Raw genomic sequence first — 14,288 nt, 5'->3', positions numbered from 1 at the left:
CGTCACGCGACGCTTTCGAACCCGGCGCGTCACCACCGCAAAGTCATCGTCATGTCGAAAAATGGAAAATCGGGTGACCGAACGATGCGCGAAAGCGACGCCGATCGTGTCAGCGTCGCTGCATTAACGATGTTCAGATACCGAGTTTGGACTTGAGCAGGTCGTTGACCGCCTGCGGGTTCACTTTGCCGCCCGATGACTTCATCACCTGACCGACAAACCAGCCCATGAGCTGCGGCTTGGCGCGCGCCTGTTCGGCCTTGTCCGGATTTGCGGCGATGATGTCATCCACCACCTTCCCGATGGCGCCGAGATCGGTCACCTGCTTCATCCCGAGGTTGTCGACCAGCGCGCGTGGATCGCCGCCCTTGGTCCAGACGATCTCGAACAGGTCCTTCGCGATCTTTCCCGAGATGGTTTCTTCTCCGATCAGACCGACGATCGCGCCCATTTGCGCCGCCGAGACGGGAGACGCAGAAATATCCTGCCCTTCCTTGTTGAGACGGCCGAACAGTTCGTTGATGACCCAGTTGGCGGCCAGTTTGCCGTCGCGCGCCTTGTCGGCGAGCTTCGCCAGCACGTCTTCGTAGAAGTCCGCGCTCTCCCGCTCGGCGACCAGCACGCTGGCGTCATACGGCGTCAGGCCGAAATCGGCCATGAACCTTGCCCGCTTAGCGTCGGGCAATTCCGGCAGCTTCGATTTCAGGTCGTCCACATAGGCTGAGGTGAACTCCAGCGGCAGCAGATCGGGGTCCGGGAAGTAGCGATAGTCGTGCGCTTCTTCCTTGGACCGCATCGAGCGGGTCTCGCCCTTGTTCGGATCGTACAGCCGGGTTTCCTGATCGATGGTGCCGCCGTCTTCGAGGATGCCGATCTGGCGGCGGGCCTCATAGTCGATGGCCTGCCCCATGAACCGGATCGAGTTGACGTTCTTGATCTCGCAGCGGGTCCCGAACGGCGCACCAGGCTTGCGCACCGAGACGTTGAGGTCCGCGCGCAGGTTGCCCTTCTCCATGTCGCCGTCGCAGGTGCCGAGGTAGCGCAGAATGGTCCGCACCTTGGCGACGTAGGCCTGCGCCTCCTCGGACGACCGCATGTCCGGCTTGGAGACGATCTCCATCAGCGCCACGCCGGAGCGGTTGAGGTCCACGAACGACATGGTCGGATGCTGGTCGTGCAGTGATTTGCCGGCGTCCTGCTCCAGATGCAGGCGCTCGATGCCCACCGTGATGCTTTCGCCGTCACGAACCTCGATCACGACCTCGCCTTCGCCGACGATCGGCGACTTGTACTGGCTGATCTGGTAGCCCTGCGGCAGGTCAGGATAGAAGTAATTCTTGCGATCGAAGGTCGACTTCAGGTTGATCTGCGCATTGAGGCCAAGGCCGGTTCTGATCGCCTGCGCCACGCACTCCTGATTGATGACCGGCAGCATCCCGGGCATCGCCGCATCCACCAGCGAGACATGATCGTTCGGCGCACCGCCGAATTCGGTCGACGCGCCCGAGAACAGCTTGGAGTTGGACGTGACCTGGGCGTGGATCTCCAGGCCGATGACCATTTCCCAGTCGCCGGTGGCGCCCTTGATGAGCTTTGAAGGTTTCACAGGTGCGTTCATGGGCGGCTTTTACCCTGCTCGCGCGGGCGAGAAAACCCCGAATTGGCTCAAAGCCCTGCCGCGAAGCTGCGCAATGTCGGGCTTGCACGCAGAGCATCGCGCCCGGCGGCGATCACATTGTCGACCTGCTCCGGCGGCAGCCGGAAACGGGTGGGGATCACTTCAAGCTCGGCGGCGCGCGCCTGATCGAGTTGGTCGAAGCCGACCCGGCCCACGTAGAATTTCAGGTCGCGGCAATTCCAGCCGGGACGCGCGCCATACTTCGCACGATCGGCGGCTGACAACCCGCAACGCCAGCGCACCAGCGCGGCCTGCCAATCGTTCATGGTCGCGTTGAACGCGGTGAAGCTGCCCGCGACGCTGGCGTCGATGGCGGTATCGGCCGCAGCCTTCATAAGATCCGCTCCGGTCGGTCCCTCGATGGTGTTGATCCAGTTGCCAGAGACGCCGGTCTTGGCGTCCACCACCAGAAACATACCGCGTCGCAGCCGCACGGCCTGCCGGGGCGACAGCGGCCCGTAAGGCGTATCCGACGACAGCCGCGCGATGGTGAACCCCGCGAGGCCGTAGTTATCGACCAGGCCGCCGTCGAGCAGCTTGATGTAAGGCATCGAGCCGTCGTGATAGCGGCTGATCGCCTTCGCGAACGAGTTCAGCATCGGTGGCGCGTTGGCATTGTCCCGCGCGCGGGCAACCCAGGACGGCAGCCGGTCGTTGCACTTGCCCGGGAAGGTCTGGATGACGACCGGCGCGAATGCCACCGGCACCGCTGCGGACGCCGCCACCGCATTCGCCAATGGATATTCCGACAGGTTGCTGCACATGGCGCGAAACGCGACAGCGCCGAACACGAACGGCGTTCGGTTATAGATGTCCGATGCATTGATCCAGACCTGCGGCCGGCTTTCGAGGCCGAGATCGCGGAACGTCGCGCCCTGAAACAGGTTGGCGTCCAGCCAGCGCGGGAAGCCGGTCGAGTCATTGATGCCGCCCGCAACCGCGCGCGACAGGGTCGCGAGCGTCAAATTCGTCTGAAGTCCCTCCTCCGCGTTGCGCAGCAGAAACTTTTCGCGGAAATCGGCCAGTCCGGCCCGCTTCCGGAGGCCGTAATAGGCTGCGGTCACCGATCCGCCGGAGACGCCGGAGATGAATTCAACGCGGTCGATCATCGCCCCCTGCGCGCCGCGCACCGGAATCCGCTCGAGTTCGGACAACACGCCGAAGGAAAATGCGGCTGCGCGGGTTCCGCCGCCGGAAAACGACAGGCCCACGACGGTATCGTCGTGGCTCGTCGTCTCGCCGAACCCAATGTTTCCCCGGTCGCCGAGGCTATCCGACGCGCCCGGAAGGTTGACCGGTGCGTTCTGAATCGACGCGCAACCGAGCAACGCCGCGCAACAGAACGCAAAACCGAAAAGGGACCGCACGCGACGCATGAACCACCAGAACTGGGAAGAACGGATTATCACCGCTTCCGCAAAAAACGCCTAACACAACCTTCGTCACAGGTTTTCACGCGGGCAACGTGGTTAATGCAAGGCGGTTGATGTACCGAAGAGCTAGTTCGGAATCTGCTTCGACGACTTCCGGTCGAACAGCAATGTGAAGAAAGTTCCCTGCCCCGGTATACTGGTGACATCGAACTGGACGTTCTTCGCATTTTCCCTGAGCGTCTGGAGAACCAGCGCGCCAAGCTTGCGAGGCGCCGGCCACACGGTATTGCCAATACCGACGCCGTCATCGGAGACGACAACGGAGATTCGTTCGCCATCCAGCTTGCAGATCACCTTTAGCAAACCGCTGCTGCGTCCGGCGAAGGCGTACTTCAGCGCGTTGGTGAGCATCTCGTTGACCAGCAGGCCGACCGGCATCGCAATGTTGATCGACAGCAGGCAGTAATCCGCCTGCACCTCGTATTCGATCTCCGGTCCCGCATTCGCCTTCATGACCGCGCCCGCGACATCCGTCAGGTATTGCCCGAGATCGATGTCGTCTCCCGCATCCTCGGCGGACAGCGCGCGATACAGCACCGTCAACGCGTCGATGCGACTCGCGAGCCGAGCCAGCGCCACGGATTCACCCTCGGTCGCCGACCGCGCCTCGAGGCGGATCAATGCGGTGATCAATTGAAGGTTGTTCTTCACGCGATGCTGCAACTCGCGCATCAGCGTATCGCGCTCGCGGATCTGGGTTTCGTACTGCTCGAGCTGCGCGCGCTCACGGCCGCCGACGTCGACCAATGCCGCGATCCGGAAATTCTCGACGCCGTCATCGCTTTCGATGACCGACGCATAGGCCTGCACAATCACGATGCGGCCATCGGCCTGAACGGGCCGGAAGACACCGATGAAATCTTCGCCGTCGGCAATGGCCTGTCCCAGCGTCTGCAGCGGATCGTCTTCGTTCTGGAATCCGTCGAGGCACGACCACGGCTTGCCCTCGACATCCGCCACCGCCATGCCGATGACGGCCTCGAAAGCGGCATTGGCATAAGCGATGTATTGAATGGCTCCCGATCCGCGCGATACGGCGACCGCGACCGGAACACTGTCCAGCAGATGCTTGTACTTGTCGTTCTCAATGGCGCGGACCAGCGAAGGCGAACTTAGAAGCTGATCGACCTGCTCGGGAGGCGGCGTACCGTCATCGGCGCTCATGGATGAAACATGCCGGGGTCGCACTCCAATTGCAACGCGAAAAGCCGTGAAGTGTCCGGCCGCGTCATACCCACCATTTCCCGGGTGTAAAGTGCCCTGCCGACTGCTCGATCACGTCGCCAAGCGAGAATAACGTCTCTTCGTCGAACGGGCGGCCGATCAGTTGCAGGCCGAGTGGCAATCCCTGTCCGTCCTGGCCTGCGGGAACCGCGATGCCGGGCAATCCCGCCATATTCACCGTCACTGTGAAGATGTCGTTGAGGTACATCTCGACCGGATCGGCCTGGCCCTTCTCACCAATGCCGAAAGCAGCCGACGGCGTCGCCGGGGTCAGGATTGCGCTGATGCCCTGCGCGAACACGTCCTCGAAATCCTTCTTGATCAACGTCCGGACTTTCTGCGCGCGCAGATAATAAGCGTCGTAGTAACCCGCGGAGAGCACGTAAGTGCCGATCATAATGCGGCGGCGGACCTCAGGCCCGAAACCGGCGGCGCGGGTGTTCTCGTACATCTCCGCGATGTTCTTGCCGTTGACGCGCGCGCCGTAACGCACGCCATCGTAACGCGCGAGATTGGAAGAAGCTTCGGCAGGCGCCACGACGTAGTAAGCAGGCAGCGCGTATTTCGTGTGAGGCAGCGACACCTTGACCAGTTCCGCGCCTGCAGCCTTGAGCCAGTCCGCGCCCTGCGTCCACAGCTTCTCTATTTCGCCGGACATGCCGTCGAGACGATATTCCTTCGGAATACCGATCTTCATGCCCTTCACCGACTTGCCGATCGCGGCTTCATAGTCGGGCACCGGCCGATCGACTGAGGTCGTGTCCTTCGGATCGTGGCCAGCCATCGAGCGCATCAGGATCGCGGTATCGCGCACGGTGCGCGCGAACGGCCCTGCCTGATCCAGCGACGAGGCGAATGCCACGATACCCCAGCGCGAACAGCGTCCGTAAGTCGGCTTGATGCCGACGATGCCGGTGAACGCCGCCGGCTGGCGGATCGAGCCGCCCGTGTCGGTGCCGGTCGCACCCAGACAGAGATTGGCTGCAACCGCCGAAGCGGAACCGCCGGACGAGCCACCCGGAACCAGTTTGGCGTCGTCGAGTTCCGGAAACTCAATTCGCCCCACCTTGGCGTTGTCCGCATTGGGTGGCCGCGCGTTGACCGCAGGATGGCGCCGCCGCCACGGATTGACGACGGGTCCGAACGCCGAGGTCTCGTTGGACGAGCCCATCGCGAATTCGTCGTTGTTGAGTTTGCCGAGCATCACCGCGCCGTCGCGCCAGAGCTGCGAGGTCACGGTGGATTCGTAGGGCGGAATGAAATTGCCGAGTATCTTCGAGCACGCCGTGGTGCGAACGCCAGTGGTGGCAAACAGATCCTTGATACCGAGTGGAATTCCCGCCAGCGGACCCGCCTCGCCCTTCGCGATTGTTACGTCCGCCGCGCGTGCCTGCGCGCGCGCGTGCTCCGGCGTCTCCAGCACATAGGCATTCAGCACGCGCGCCTTTTCCATCGCGGCCAGATGTGCGTCGGTCAATTCAAGCGCGGTGAAGGATTTTTGCGTGAGGCCTTCGCGGGCATCGGCAAGCGTCAACGAAGTGAGATCAGTCATTCATTCTTCAATCGGGTCGCAGTGAAAGGGAGACTTGTTCTTCTTAACTTGTGCCGCCTCGGCTTCGAGCATGTCAATCACTGCATCGATGGCCTTGTCGGGATCGACATTCTTTCCCTGCCGTTCCATCTCATCGAGATAGACCATGTAGGCCGCGTAGGCCTTCTCGTCGCTGCACAACAGGCACATGACATGGCCTCCGAATTATTCGACGACTTTAGGCACCAGGAAGAAATGATCCTCGGTGGCAGGCGCGTTGGCGAGAACCTTGTCGGGGATCTCGCCATCGGTGACGACGTCGGCCCGCTTCTTCATGTCCATCGGCATCACCGAAGTCATCGGCTCGACACCGTCGATATCGACTTCCGACAGTTGCTCGATGAACGCCAGCATCGCGTTCAGTTCGCCCTGCAGATGAGATACTTCCTCATCCTTCACGGCGATCCGCGCAAGGTGCGCGATCCGGCGGACGGTGGCGGCATCGACTGACATATAATGAAGGCTCCGGGGACGACGTTTCTGCCGCCCTCATAGAACATTCGGCGTGGATCGCCAACGTCAAATAAGTCGCGGACCCATCACCATCGCCTGAATTAGCGCAATAATATCAGTTTCTTGCGGTATTCGCCTGAGACGGGACGAAGGCGTGTTCCCGTCATTATGCGTCCGGCGAACCGGACTTCCGCATCACCTCAAACGGCGAACGGTTATCTTCCGCGAACAGGGTGATCACACAATGGATGTGTTCCACATCCTTCCCGGCCGTCGTGAAGGGCAACAGCAGTCGATCCGGCGGGCAAGAGATAAAGAACGGGCAGATCGCCAAACCGCTGGCGCGGGTATGCGGAGCCGTTCAGAATGTCAAACCCGCTGCGGAATATTTATTCCGCCAGTCGCTTCAGACAAGCGAGACCTTCGGCGGCCAGCGCACGCGTCAGGTCCGCCGCGCCGATCTGACGGCCAAGCGCCGCCGACTGACCGGCCCAAAGATTGGTGAAGTCCACCCGTCCCTGCTTTTCCGCAGCCGCCTTGAGCGGCGCAAGCGCCGTAGCTGCATGGGGGAACGTCGGCGCATCGGACGACACCGGCCCGACTTCGCGCATGACACGATTGGCGACGCCGCGCGCCGGACGGCCCGTCATGACATTGGTGATGACAGTGGAATCGTCCGTGGCCCCGGCAATAGCCGCCTGCCCTAACGCGCTGACCCTGGATTCCGGGGTCCGCAAATAGGCTGTTCCGATTTGCACACCGGCCGCGCCCAGCGCGAAGGCGGCCGCGATGCCCCGTCCATCGGCGATGCCGCCCGCCGCGATCACTGGCACGCGCACCGCATCTACCACCTGCGGCACCAGCGACATCGTGCCGGGCTGCGAGGCGATGTTGTCGGTGAGGAACATTCCACGATGACCGCCCGCCTCTGCGCCTTGCGCAACGATGGCATCCACGCCGTTCTGCTCGAGCCAGACCGCTTCCTTCACCACGGTAGCGCAGCCGATCACCACGCATCCGGTTGCCTTGACGCGCTTCAGCAGCGTCTTGTCGGGAAGGCCGAAATGAAAGCTGACGACCTCAGGCTTCATCTCCTCGACCAGTTCGCACATCGCCGCATCGAACGGCGCGCGATTGGCCGCCGGCACCGACATGCCCGGGTCGAGTCCCAATTCTTCAAAGTAAGCCGTCAGCCGCTTGCGCCATCCCGCCTCGCGCGCCGGATCGACATCGACCGCCGTGTGACAGAAGAAGTTCATGCTCAGCGGCGCGGTGACGCGTTGACGGATGATGCCGATTTGCTCGCGCGCCTTTTCGACTGAAATGGTCGCGCAGGGCAGCGAACCGAGCGCCCCCGCCTCACTGGCTGCGATCACAAGCTCGGAATCCATCGCGGACGCCATAGGCGCCTGCACGATTGGAACGCTGATCTTGAAGAGGTCGAGAAGTCTGCGGTCAGGCCACATGGTTTGCTCATTCATGACAGGAATTCGCGCGATGGGGATTTGGCGGCGGCATCGTTGCCGGGGCAGGCCCAGATCTAGCATGTCGCCGGACAAGGCGGCTATGCCCCTTTCGCAGCGTGTGGCGTGCAACTGCGCTTTGCACCACCGGCGTGCTGCGTGTTAAGCGAAGACCATGCCTGCATCCATTCTCCCGTTGACCGAGGCCGCCGCGCTCTGGCCCGTCCGAGGCGCCCTGATCGGGCTCGACCTCGGCACCAAGACGATCGGGGTCGCCGTCTCCGATCCCGACCGCAAACTTGCGACCGGCGTCGAGACTATTCAGCGCAAAACCTTCACCGCCGATGCAGCACGGTTGCTCGCACTGTCCACCGAGCGCAACGTCGCGGGCTTCATCCTCGGCCTGCCCATCAATATGGACGGCAGCGAGGGACCGCGCGCGCAATCGACCCGCGCCTTCGCGCGGAATTTTTCCAGGCTCACGGAGCTTGCCATCGGGCTCTGGGACGAGCGGCTGTCCACCGTCGCGGTGGAACGCGAACTGATCGACATGGATATGAGCCGCGCCAGACGCGCCAAGGTGATCGACGAACACGCCGCGATTTTCATTTTGCAAGGCGCGCTGGACCGCCTGTCCGTACTGCGGCAAGTGCCGGGAAAGCCGTAACCGATGTTGCTCGTGGCTGCCGCATTGCTCCCGGTGTTTCTTCTGATTGTCATGGGATTTTGCCTGAAGCGCGTCCTGCTGAAGGAAGACGCTCACTGGCTCGGGGTCGAACAACTCGTCTACTACGTGTTGTTCCCAGCCTTGCTGTTCCAGACATTGGCGCGCGCCGATCTCGCCAGCGTCCCGGTCGCGGGCGTCGGCGGTGCGCTGCTGATTGCGGTGCTGCTGATGGCAGGACTGTGCTTTGCATTGCGGCCCGTTCTGATGAAACGGATGGGCGTCAGCGGACCAGCGTTTACATCGGTCTTTCAATGCGCCTGCCGCTGGCAGACCTACGTCGCGCTCGCGGTGGCGGGAAATCTTTATGGCGCGGTCGGGCTCACCCTCGCTTCCGTGGCGATGGTGGCGATGATCCCCATTCTCAACATCATGGCCGTCTGGGTTCTCGCGCACTACGCCGCGCCCACCCGGCTGTCGTGGGCTCATATTCTTCTGACGATCGCGAAGAATCCATTCATATGGGCGTGTGCGCTCGGACTCGCGGCCAACCTGACCGGAGTTTCCTTTCCAACCTTCGTCAACGATCTGATCGACGCTCTCGGACGCTCGTCGCTGGCGCTGGGACTGCTGGTGGTCGGAGCTGGATTGCAACTCAAGGGCGTGCTGCGCCCTGATGCGCCCGCACTTCTGACCTGCGTGCTGAAGCTGATCGTAATGCCCGCATTCGCGATCGGGCTCGGGCTCGCGTTCAAGCTCACCGGGCCCAATCTCGCGATCGTCGCGTGCTGCGCTTCGGTGCCGACGGCGTCCAGCGCCTATGTGCTGGCGCGGCAGATGGGCGGCGACGCACCGCTGGTCGCCGAAATCCTGACGCTGCAAACCGCGCTCGCCGTCATCACCATGCCCATCATCATCACGCTGGTGACATGATCCCCGAAAAGTGGGCACCGGTTTTCGGAAAGGATCATGTCCAGCGAAAAACGCCTACGACCCATTCGCGAGCAGAAAGCTCTGCACCGTCGCGGCGAGGTTGTTGATGCCGTGCAGGATCACCGTCAGCCAGGTCGAACCGCTGCGATACCGCAGGTAGCCGAGCAGCAGTCCGATGGAGAACACCTGCCCCAGGAAGAACCAGTCGTATTGCAGATGCATCGCCGTCCATACGGTCGACGACAGGATGATCGCTCCGGCCGGCCTCAGAAACGACTCCGACCATCCGCGGTAGAGAAACCCGCGCGCGAAGAATTCCTCCATCGCTGGCGCGGCCACGCAGAACGCGAAGACCAACAGCCATAGCGCCCCGTCGGCCCGCGCCGTTTTCAAAACATCGACCATGAACCCGGGCGATGGCTCGCGGCCGGCGAGCCGTGAGACGATTTCGCAAGCAACCATCAACAGGAAGAGGCTTCCGACACCCTTCGCGAGGGTCCACCACGCAGGCCAGCGCAACGCGAGATAATCCGCGAACGAAACCCCCGACCATCGTATTGCGACCCACAGCACGAGCAGAACCGGCGGCAGACCCATGATGACCGACAAGGAAATAACGCGGCCGTTGGCTGCCACGGCCTGCATGGACTGGCCGTCGATGGCATCGCCTGCGCGCAGGAGAAACCAGCCGACCACGGTGATCTGCCCCAGGAAGATCGCGCCGAACAGCACGAGACCCCACAGACTGGTTCCGACAAATTTCCAGACCCGCGGCTCGCGGCTCTTGCCCGGTGGCGACACCGGCGCGAGGTCGGCAGGGCCTTCGGCAACAGTCATCGTGGGCGCTCCGGCAATTCGCTGGTACGGTCAAGCAGGTAATGCGCGATCCAGCAAACCGCGGATGTCGTCATTTGCAAGATCGACCGCGCCGTAGAGATTGCCGTGATCCGCACCGAGCCGCGTCGCCGCGAACAATTCGGCATGTTTCGGCGACACCTCGTTGAGCGCGGCGGCTGCCGCAACCAGCGCCAGCTTCTCCACCGCGAGCCGGGCAACCCGTTCGGCGTCAGGCTGGCGGAAAGACTTCGCGATGAACGCCACTGCTTCGACCACGCCGGGAAGTCCCCTTGTGTGATCGACAAGGCCGCGCAGCACATCCGCCGCGGCATCCGCCTCGCGCGACAGCGCGCGCAGCACGTCGAGACACATCACGTTGCCGGAACCTTCCCAGATCGCGTTGACCGGCGACTCGCGATAATGCCGCGCCAGGATGCCCTCCTCGACGTAGCCATTGCCGCCGAGGCACTCCATCGCCTCGTAGAGAAAACCCGGTGAACTTTTGCAGGTCCAGTATTTCACCACCGGCGTCAGCAATCGCATATAGGCCGCTTCGGCGCGCTCCGTCGGCGCGCGGTCGAACGAGCGGCACAACCGCATCACCAGCGCGGTTGAGGCTTCCACATGCAGTGCCATATCGGCGAGTACGCTGCGCATCAGCGGCTGATCGGCGAGATGCTTCTGGAACACGCTGCGATGGCGCGTGTGATGCAGCGCGTGCGCCAATCCCGAGCGCATCAGACCGGCGGACGCCAGCGAACAATCCTGCCGGGTCAGCGAAACCATCTGGATGATGGTCGGCACGCCGCGCCCCTGGTCGCCGAGGCGCAGCGCGTAAGCATTTTCAAAAACAACTTCCGACGACGCATTCGAGCGGTTGCCGAGCTTGTCCTTCAAACGCTGGAAGTGAATGCCGTTGACTGAGCCGTCCGGCGCGAAACGCGGCATGAAGAAACAGGTCAGCCCGCCTTCGGCCTGCGCGAGAACCAAGAATGCGTCGCACATCGGCGCCGACATGAACCATTTGTGCCCGGTGATGCGGTAAGCGTCGCCGTCGCGCACGGCGCGGGTGATGTTGGCGCGCACGTCGGTGCCGCCCTGCTTCTCCGTCATGCCCATGCCCATGGTCATGCCGCGCTTGGTCCACCACGGCGCGAACGCCGGATCGTAAGAGCGCGTGCCGAGCACCGGCATCACCTTGGCGCGCAACGCGGGATCCACTGACAGCGCGCCGACCGCAGCGCGCGTCATTGTGATCGGGCACAGATGTCCGGTCTCGACCTGTGCAGCGATGAAAAATTTCGCGCCGCGCACCACTTCGGACGCGCCGCCCGCGGCCTCGCCGCTCTCGTTCCACGTCGCGTTGTGAAGTCCGGCATGGGCGCTATGCGCCATCAATTCATGATAGGCCGGATGAAATTCGACCTCGTCGCGCCGAAATCCGCGCGCGTCGTAGGTCTTCAATTTTGGCGTGTTCTCATTGGCGATGCGGCCGCGCTGCGCCATCGCCGCCGAACCCCAATGCCGGCCGAAATCGGCAAGCTCCGCTGTCGCGCCCTCTCCGCCGTTCGCCGCAACCGCTTCCGCGAGCGGGCGATCGAGCGAATACAGATCGACATCCTCGAACGGAGGCGATTGATTGAAGACTTCGGTTGTGGCGGCGAGAATCGATTGCGTCATGAGTTGTTCCCGGAGCTGAGAACAACAGGTTACACCGGATCGCGGTACGTTTCACGCAGGTTCAGTCAGGGAATCTTGCGCGTCGCCGGCTCGTTATCGCCGGACAGTTCGATCGACTTTTCCTTGGCCTGCGGAAGATCGTCGTACCCCCGACGGCTGCTGTAGAATGTCAGCGCCATCAAGCCGAAGCCAATAACCAGCGAGAAGAAAACTCCCAGTCCCATGGCGATGTAGCCATGAATGGACATTTGCACGTCGGAATGTGCAACCCAGCCTTGCCAGGCCCACCATATCGTCGCCGCAAGGATGGCCAGAAGACTGACGGTGATCGCGATAGCGCCTCTGCTCATGATGGAGGCCTTTCTTAAATCAGACACGCTGCGTTTGCGCGTCTTTTTGAAGTATGATCGGCGCGCCGCAATTCAAGCCCAAAACCGCCACAGAGCTACCGATTCCTCACCGGAAAATCGAAAGTCGCATGGCCTCCGCCCGGCAGCGAGAAATGCCACCATTCGAGCCGGTAGTTCGCGAATCCTTGCTTCGCCATCGCGGAAACCAGCGTGGCGCGCCATTGTCGCTGCGACGCAGTGATCGCTTTCGAGCCGGTATGCGCTTTCTCGTCGGAGCAATCGTAACCGGCGCCCATATCGACGCTTGAGTCCGGCGCACGCAGATTCGCCGGGCCGGTGCAGTCGGCATAGTTCGCATTGGGATCGAACGGCGGCGGCGCGGACGCAGGCAACCGCACCAGCGTCAGGTCTACCGCGTTGCCGGTGGAATGCCCCGAGCGCCGGGCGATATAGCCGAGCCGAAACAGATCGGCTTTGCTCATCTTCGGATTGTAACGCCGCTGCGCCGGTGTCTCGCGTCCATCCTGCGCCCACGCATACATGTCATCCACTGCGCGCTGCGGGCGATAGCAATCGTACATCTTGAGCGATAGCCCGCGTGGTCTCAGATCCTGCTGCACGCGCTTCAGCGCCGCGCCGACGCTGCGGGTCACGATGCACTCCCCCGCCTCGTAGCCGTTCAGCACGCGCCCGACAAAGTTGTTCGCCGTGGCATAACGCATATCCTGGATGATGGTCGGATCGATATCGCGCAGGTGGACGAAATCGGCGGGCAATGGCTGGGCGATGGCGGCAGCCATCCAGAGGCCGTTTAGCAAGACTGCAATTGCAAATTTCATGACCCGGCGTCCGATATGTCATGCCGGGGACAACCCCCGCCATGACGGCAAAAATACGATAAGTGCAATGTTCCGCACCGTGCTTTCGGCCTGTTTACCCTGCCCGGACATCAGCGGGGGAAAACTCCAGAAGTGCCGAATCCACCTTGCTCAGCCGGGCAACTCTCCCTATAGCTCTTGCTTTAATGACAACTGCATCGAAATCGAGTTTCGTCCTCGGACACCGGCATTTGCTGGGCATCGAGGGCCTTTCCGCGGCCGATATCACCGGCCTTCTGGACCTCTCCGAAGAGTTCGTCGAACTGAACCGGCAGGTCGATAAAAAGCGCAGCAATCTGCGCGGCCGCACCCAGGTCAACCTGTTCTTCGAAGCCTCCACGCGCACGCAATCCTCGTTCGAGATCGCCGGCAAACGGCTCGGCGCCGACGTCATGAACATGTCGGTCGCCTCGTCATCGATCCGCAAGGGCGAGACCCTGATGGATACCGCGGTGACGCTGAACGCCATGCATCCGGATATTCTGGTGGTGCGCCATCACGCGTCCGGCGCGTGCGAACTGCTCGCCCAGAAGGTTGACGGCTCCGTCATCAACGCCGGAGACGGCGCGCACGAGCATCCGACGCAGGCGCTGCTCGACGCACTCACCATCCGCCGCAACAAGGGCCGGCTCGAGGGTCTGCTGGTGGCAATCTGCGGCGACGTGCTGCATTCGCGGGTCGCGCGTTCCAACATCATCCTGCTCAATGCGATGGGTGCGCGCGTCCGCGTGGTTGCGCCCTCCACACTGCTGCCGTCCGGCATCGAGCGCATGGGCGTCGAGGTCGCGCGCGACATGCGCGAAGGTCTCGAGGGCGCGGATATCGTGATGATGCTGCGGTTGCAGCGCGAACGCATGAACGGCTCGTTCGTGCCGTCCAGCTCCGAGTATTTTCACTATTACGGCCTCGACCAGAAGAAACTCGGTTACGCCAAGCCCGATGCGCTCGTCATGCATCCGGGCCCGATGAATCGCGGTGTCGAGATCGACTCCATCGTCGCGGACGGCGCGCAGTCGCTGATCCGCGAACAGGTCGAAATGGGTGTGGCAGTGCGCATGGCGGTGCTCGAAGCACTCGCCCGCAACCTGCCGAACGCGTGACATC

14 protein-coding genes are annotated in these 14,288 nt (G+C 62.5%); 3 read left to right on the top strand and 11 right to left on the bottom strand.

The features are described from left to right. Positions 1-133: 133 nt before the first annotated feature. The 7 genes from gatB to AC07UB_RS00340 all read right to left on the bottom strand — a co-directional run bounded on the left by gatB (position 134) and on the right by AC07UB_RS00340 (position 7,845). Positions 134-1,618: an Asp-tRNA(Asn)/Glu-tRNA(Gln) amidotransferase subunit GatB gene (gene gatB, locus AC07UB_RS00370; protein WP_494652567.1), complete on the bottom strand. Its 1,485-nt coding sequence runs from the start codon at positions 1,616-1,618 to the stop codon at positions 134-136. A gap of 47 nt (positions 1,619-1,665) precedes the next feature. Beyond that, positions 1,666-3,054: a patatin-like phospholipase family protein gene (locus AC07UB_RS00365; RefSeq protein ID WP_492789682.1), complete on the bottom strand. Its 1,389-nt coding sequence runs from the start codon at positions 3,052-3,054 to the stop codon at positions 1,666-1,668. A gap of 123 nt (positions 3,055-3,177) precedes the next feature. Beyond that, positions 3,178-4,275, bottom strand: a complete 1,098-nt coding sequence (locus tag AC07UB_RS00360; protein ID WP_492789683.1) for a sensor histidine kinase — start codon at positions 4,273-4,275, stop codon at positions 3,178-3,180. A gap of 64 nt (positions 4,276-4,339) precedes the next feature. Continuing rightward, positions 4,340-5,887: an amidase gene (locus AC07UB_RS00355; protein ID WP_494652569.1), complete on the bottom strand. Its 1,548-nt coding sequence runs from the start codon at positions 5,885-5,887 to the stop codon at positions 4,340-4,342. Then, positions 5,888-6,076, bottom strand: a complete 189-nt coding sequence (locus tag AC07UB_RS00350; protein WP_492789687.1) for a hypothetical protein — start codon at positions 6,074-6,076, stop codon at positions 5,888-5,890. Between the two features lie 15 nt (positions 6,077-6,091). After that, positions 6,092-6,379: an Asp-tRNA(Asn)/Glu-tRNA(Gln) amidotransferase subunit GatC gene (gene gatC / locus AC07UB_RS00345; RefSeq protein ID WP_492789689.1), complete on the bottom strand. Its 288-nt coding sequence runs from the start codon at positions 6,377-6,379 to the stop codon at positions 6,092-6,094. Positions 6,380-6,768: 389 nt separating this feature from the next. Continuing rightward, positions 6,769-7,845, bottom strand: a complete 1,077-nt coding sequence (locus tag AC07UB_RS00340; RefSeq protein WP_492792641.1) for an NAD(P)H-dependent flavin oxidoreductase — start codon at positions 7,843-7,845, stop codon at positions 6,769-6,771. A 172-nt stretch (positions 7,846-8,017) separates the two neighbouring features. Between AC07UB_RS00340 and ruvX the strand changes: the two genes are divergently transcribed. Together ruvX and AC07UB_RS00330 are read left to right on the top strand one after the other, a co-directional pair. Next, positions 8,018-8,509, top strand: coding sequence for a Holliday junction resolvase RuvX (gene ruvX / locus AC07UB_RS00335; protein WP_492789691.1), 492 nt, complete (start codon positions 8,018-8,020; stop codon positions 8,507-8,509). Between the two features lie 3 nt (positions 8,510-8,512). Then, positions 8,513-9,439: an AEC family transporter gene (locus AC07UB_RS00330; protein ID WP_492789692.1), complete on the top strand. Its 927-nt coding sequence runs from the start codon at positions 8,513-8,515 to the stop codon at positions 9,437-9,439. Positions 9,440-9,493: 54 nt separating this feature from the next. Here AC07UB_RS00330 and AC07UB_RS00325 read toward each other — a convergent pair whose 3' ends face one another. From AC07UB_RS00325 to AC07UB_RS00310, 4 genes are all read right to left on the bottom strand, one after another. After that, positions 9,494-10,276: a CPBP family intramembrane glutamic endopeptidase gene (locus tag AC07UB_RS00325; RefSeq protein ID WP_492789693.1), complete on the bottom strand. Its 783-nt coding sequence runs from the start codon at positions 10,274-10,276 to the stop codon at positions 9,494-9,496. A gap of 30 nt (positions 10,277-10,306) precedes the next feature. Then, a complete protein-coding gene (locus tag AC07UB_RS00320; RefSeq protein WP_492789694.1) occupies positions 10,307-11,956 on the bottom strand; it encodes an acyl-CoA dehydrogenase family protein in 1,650 nt (549 codons plus the stop codon). A 65-nt stretch (positions 11,957-12,021) separates the two neighbouring features. Next, entirely contained in the window at positions 12,022-12,306 is a 285-nt protein-coding gene (locus tag AC07UB_RS00315) for a hypothetical protein (protein ID WP_492789695.1), read from the bottom strand. Between the two features lie 95 nt (positions 12,307-12,401). After that, positions 12,402-13,145: a M15 family metallopeptidase gene (locus AC07UB_RS00310; RefSeq protein ID WP_492789697.1), complete on the bottom strand. Its 744-nt coding sequence runs from the start codon at positions 13,143-13,145 to the stop codon at positions 12,402-12,404. Positions 13,146-13,330: 185 nt separating this feature from the next. Here AC07UB_RS00310 and AC07UB_RS00305 point away from each other — a divergent pair, with 185 nt between their 5' ends. Next, positions 13,331-14,284, top strand: coding sequence for an aspartate carbamoyltransferase catalytic subunit (locus AC07UB_RS00305; RefSeq protein ID WP_492789699.1), 954 nt, complete (start codon positions 13,331-13,333; stop codon positions 14,282-14,284). Positions 14,285-14,288 lie beyond the last annotated feature (4 nt).

The organism is Afipia sp. GW821-FHT04G03, from assembly GCF_059419985.1.
This window is presented reverse-complemented; position numbering and strand designations above follow the sequence as displayed.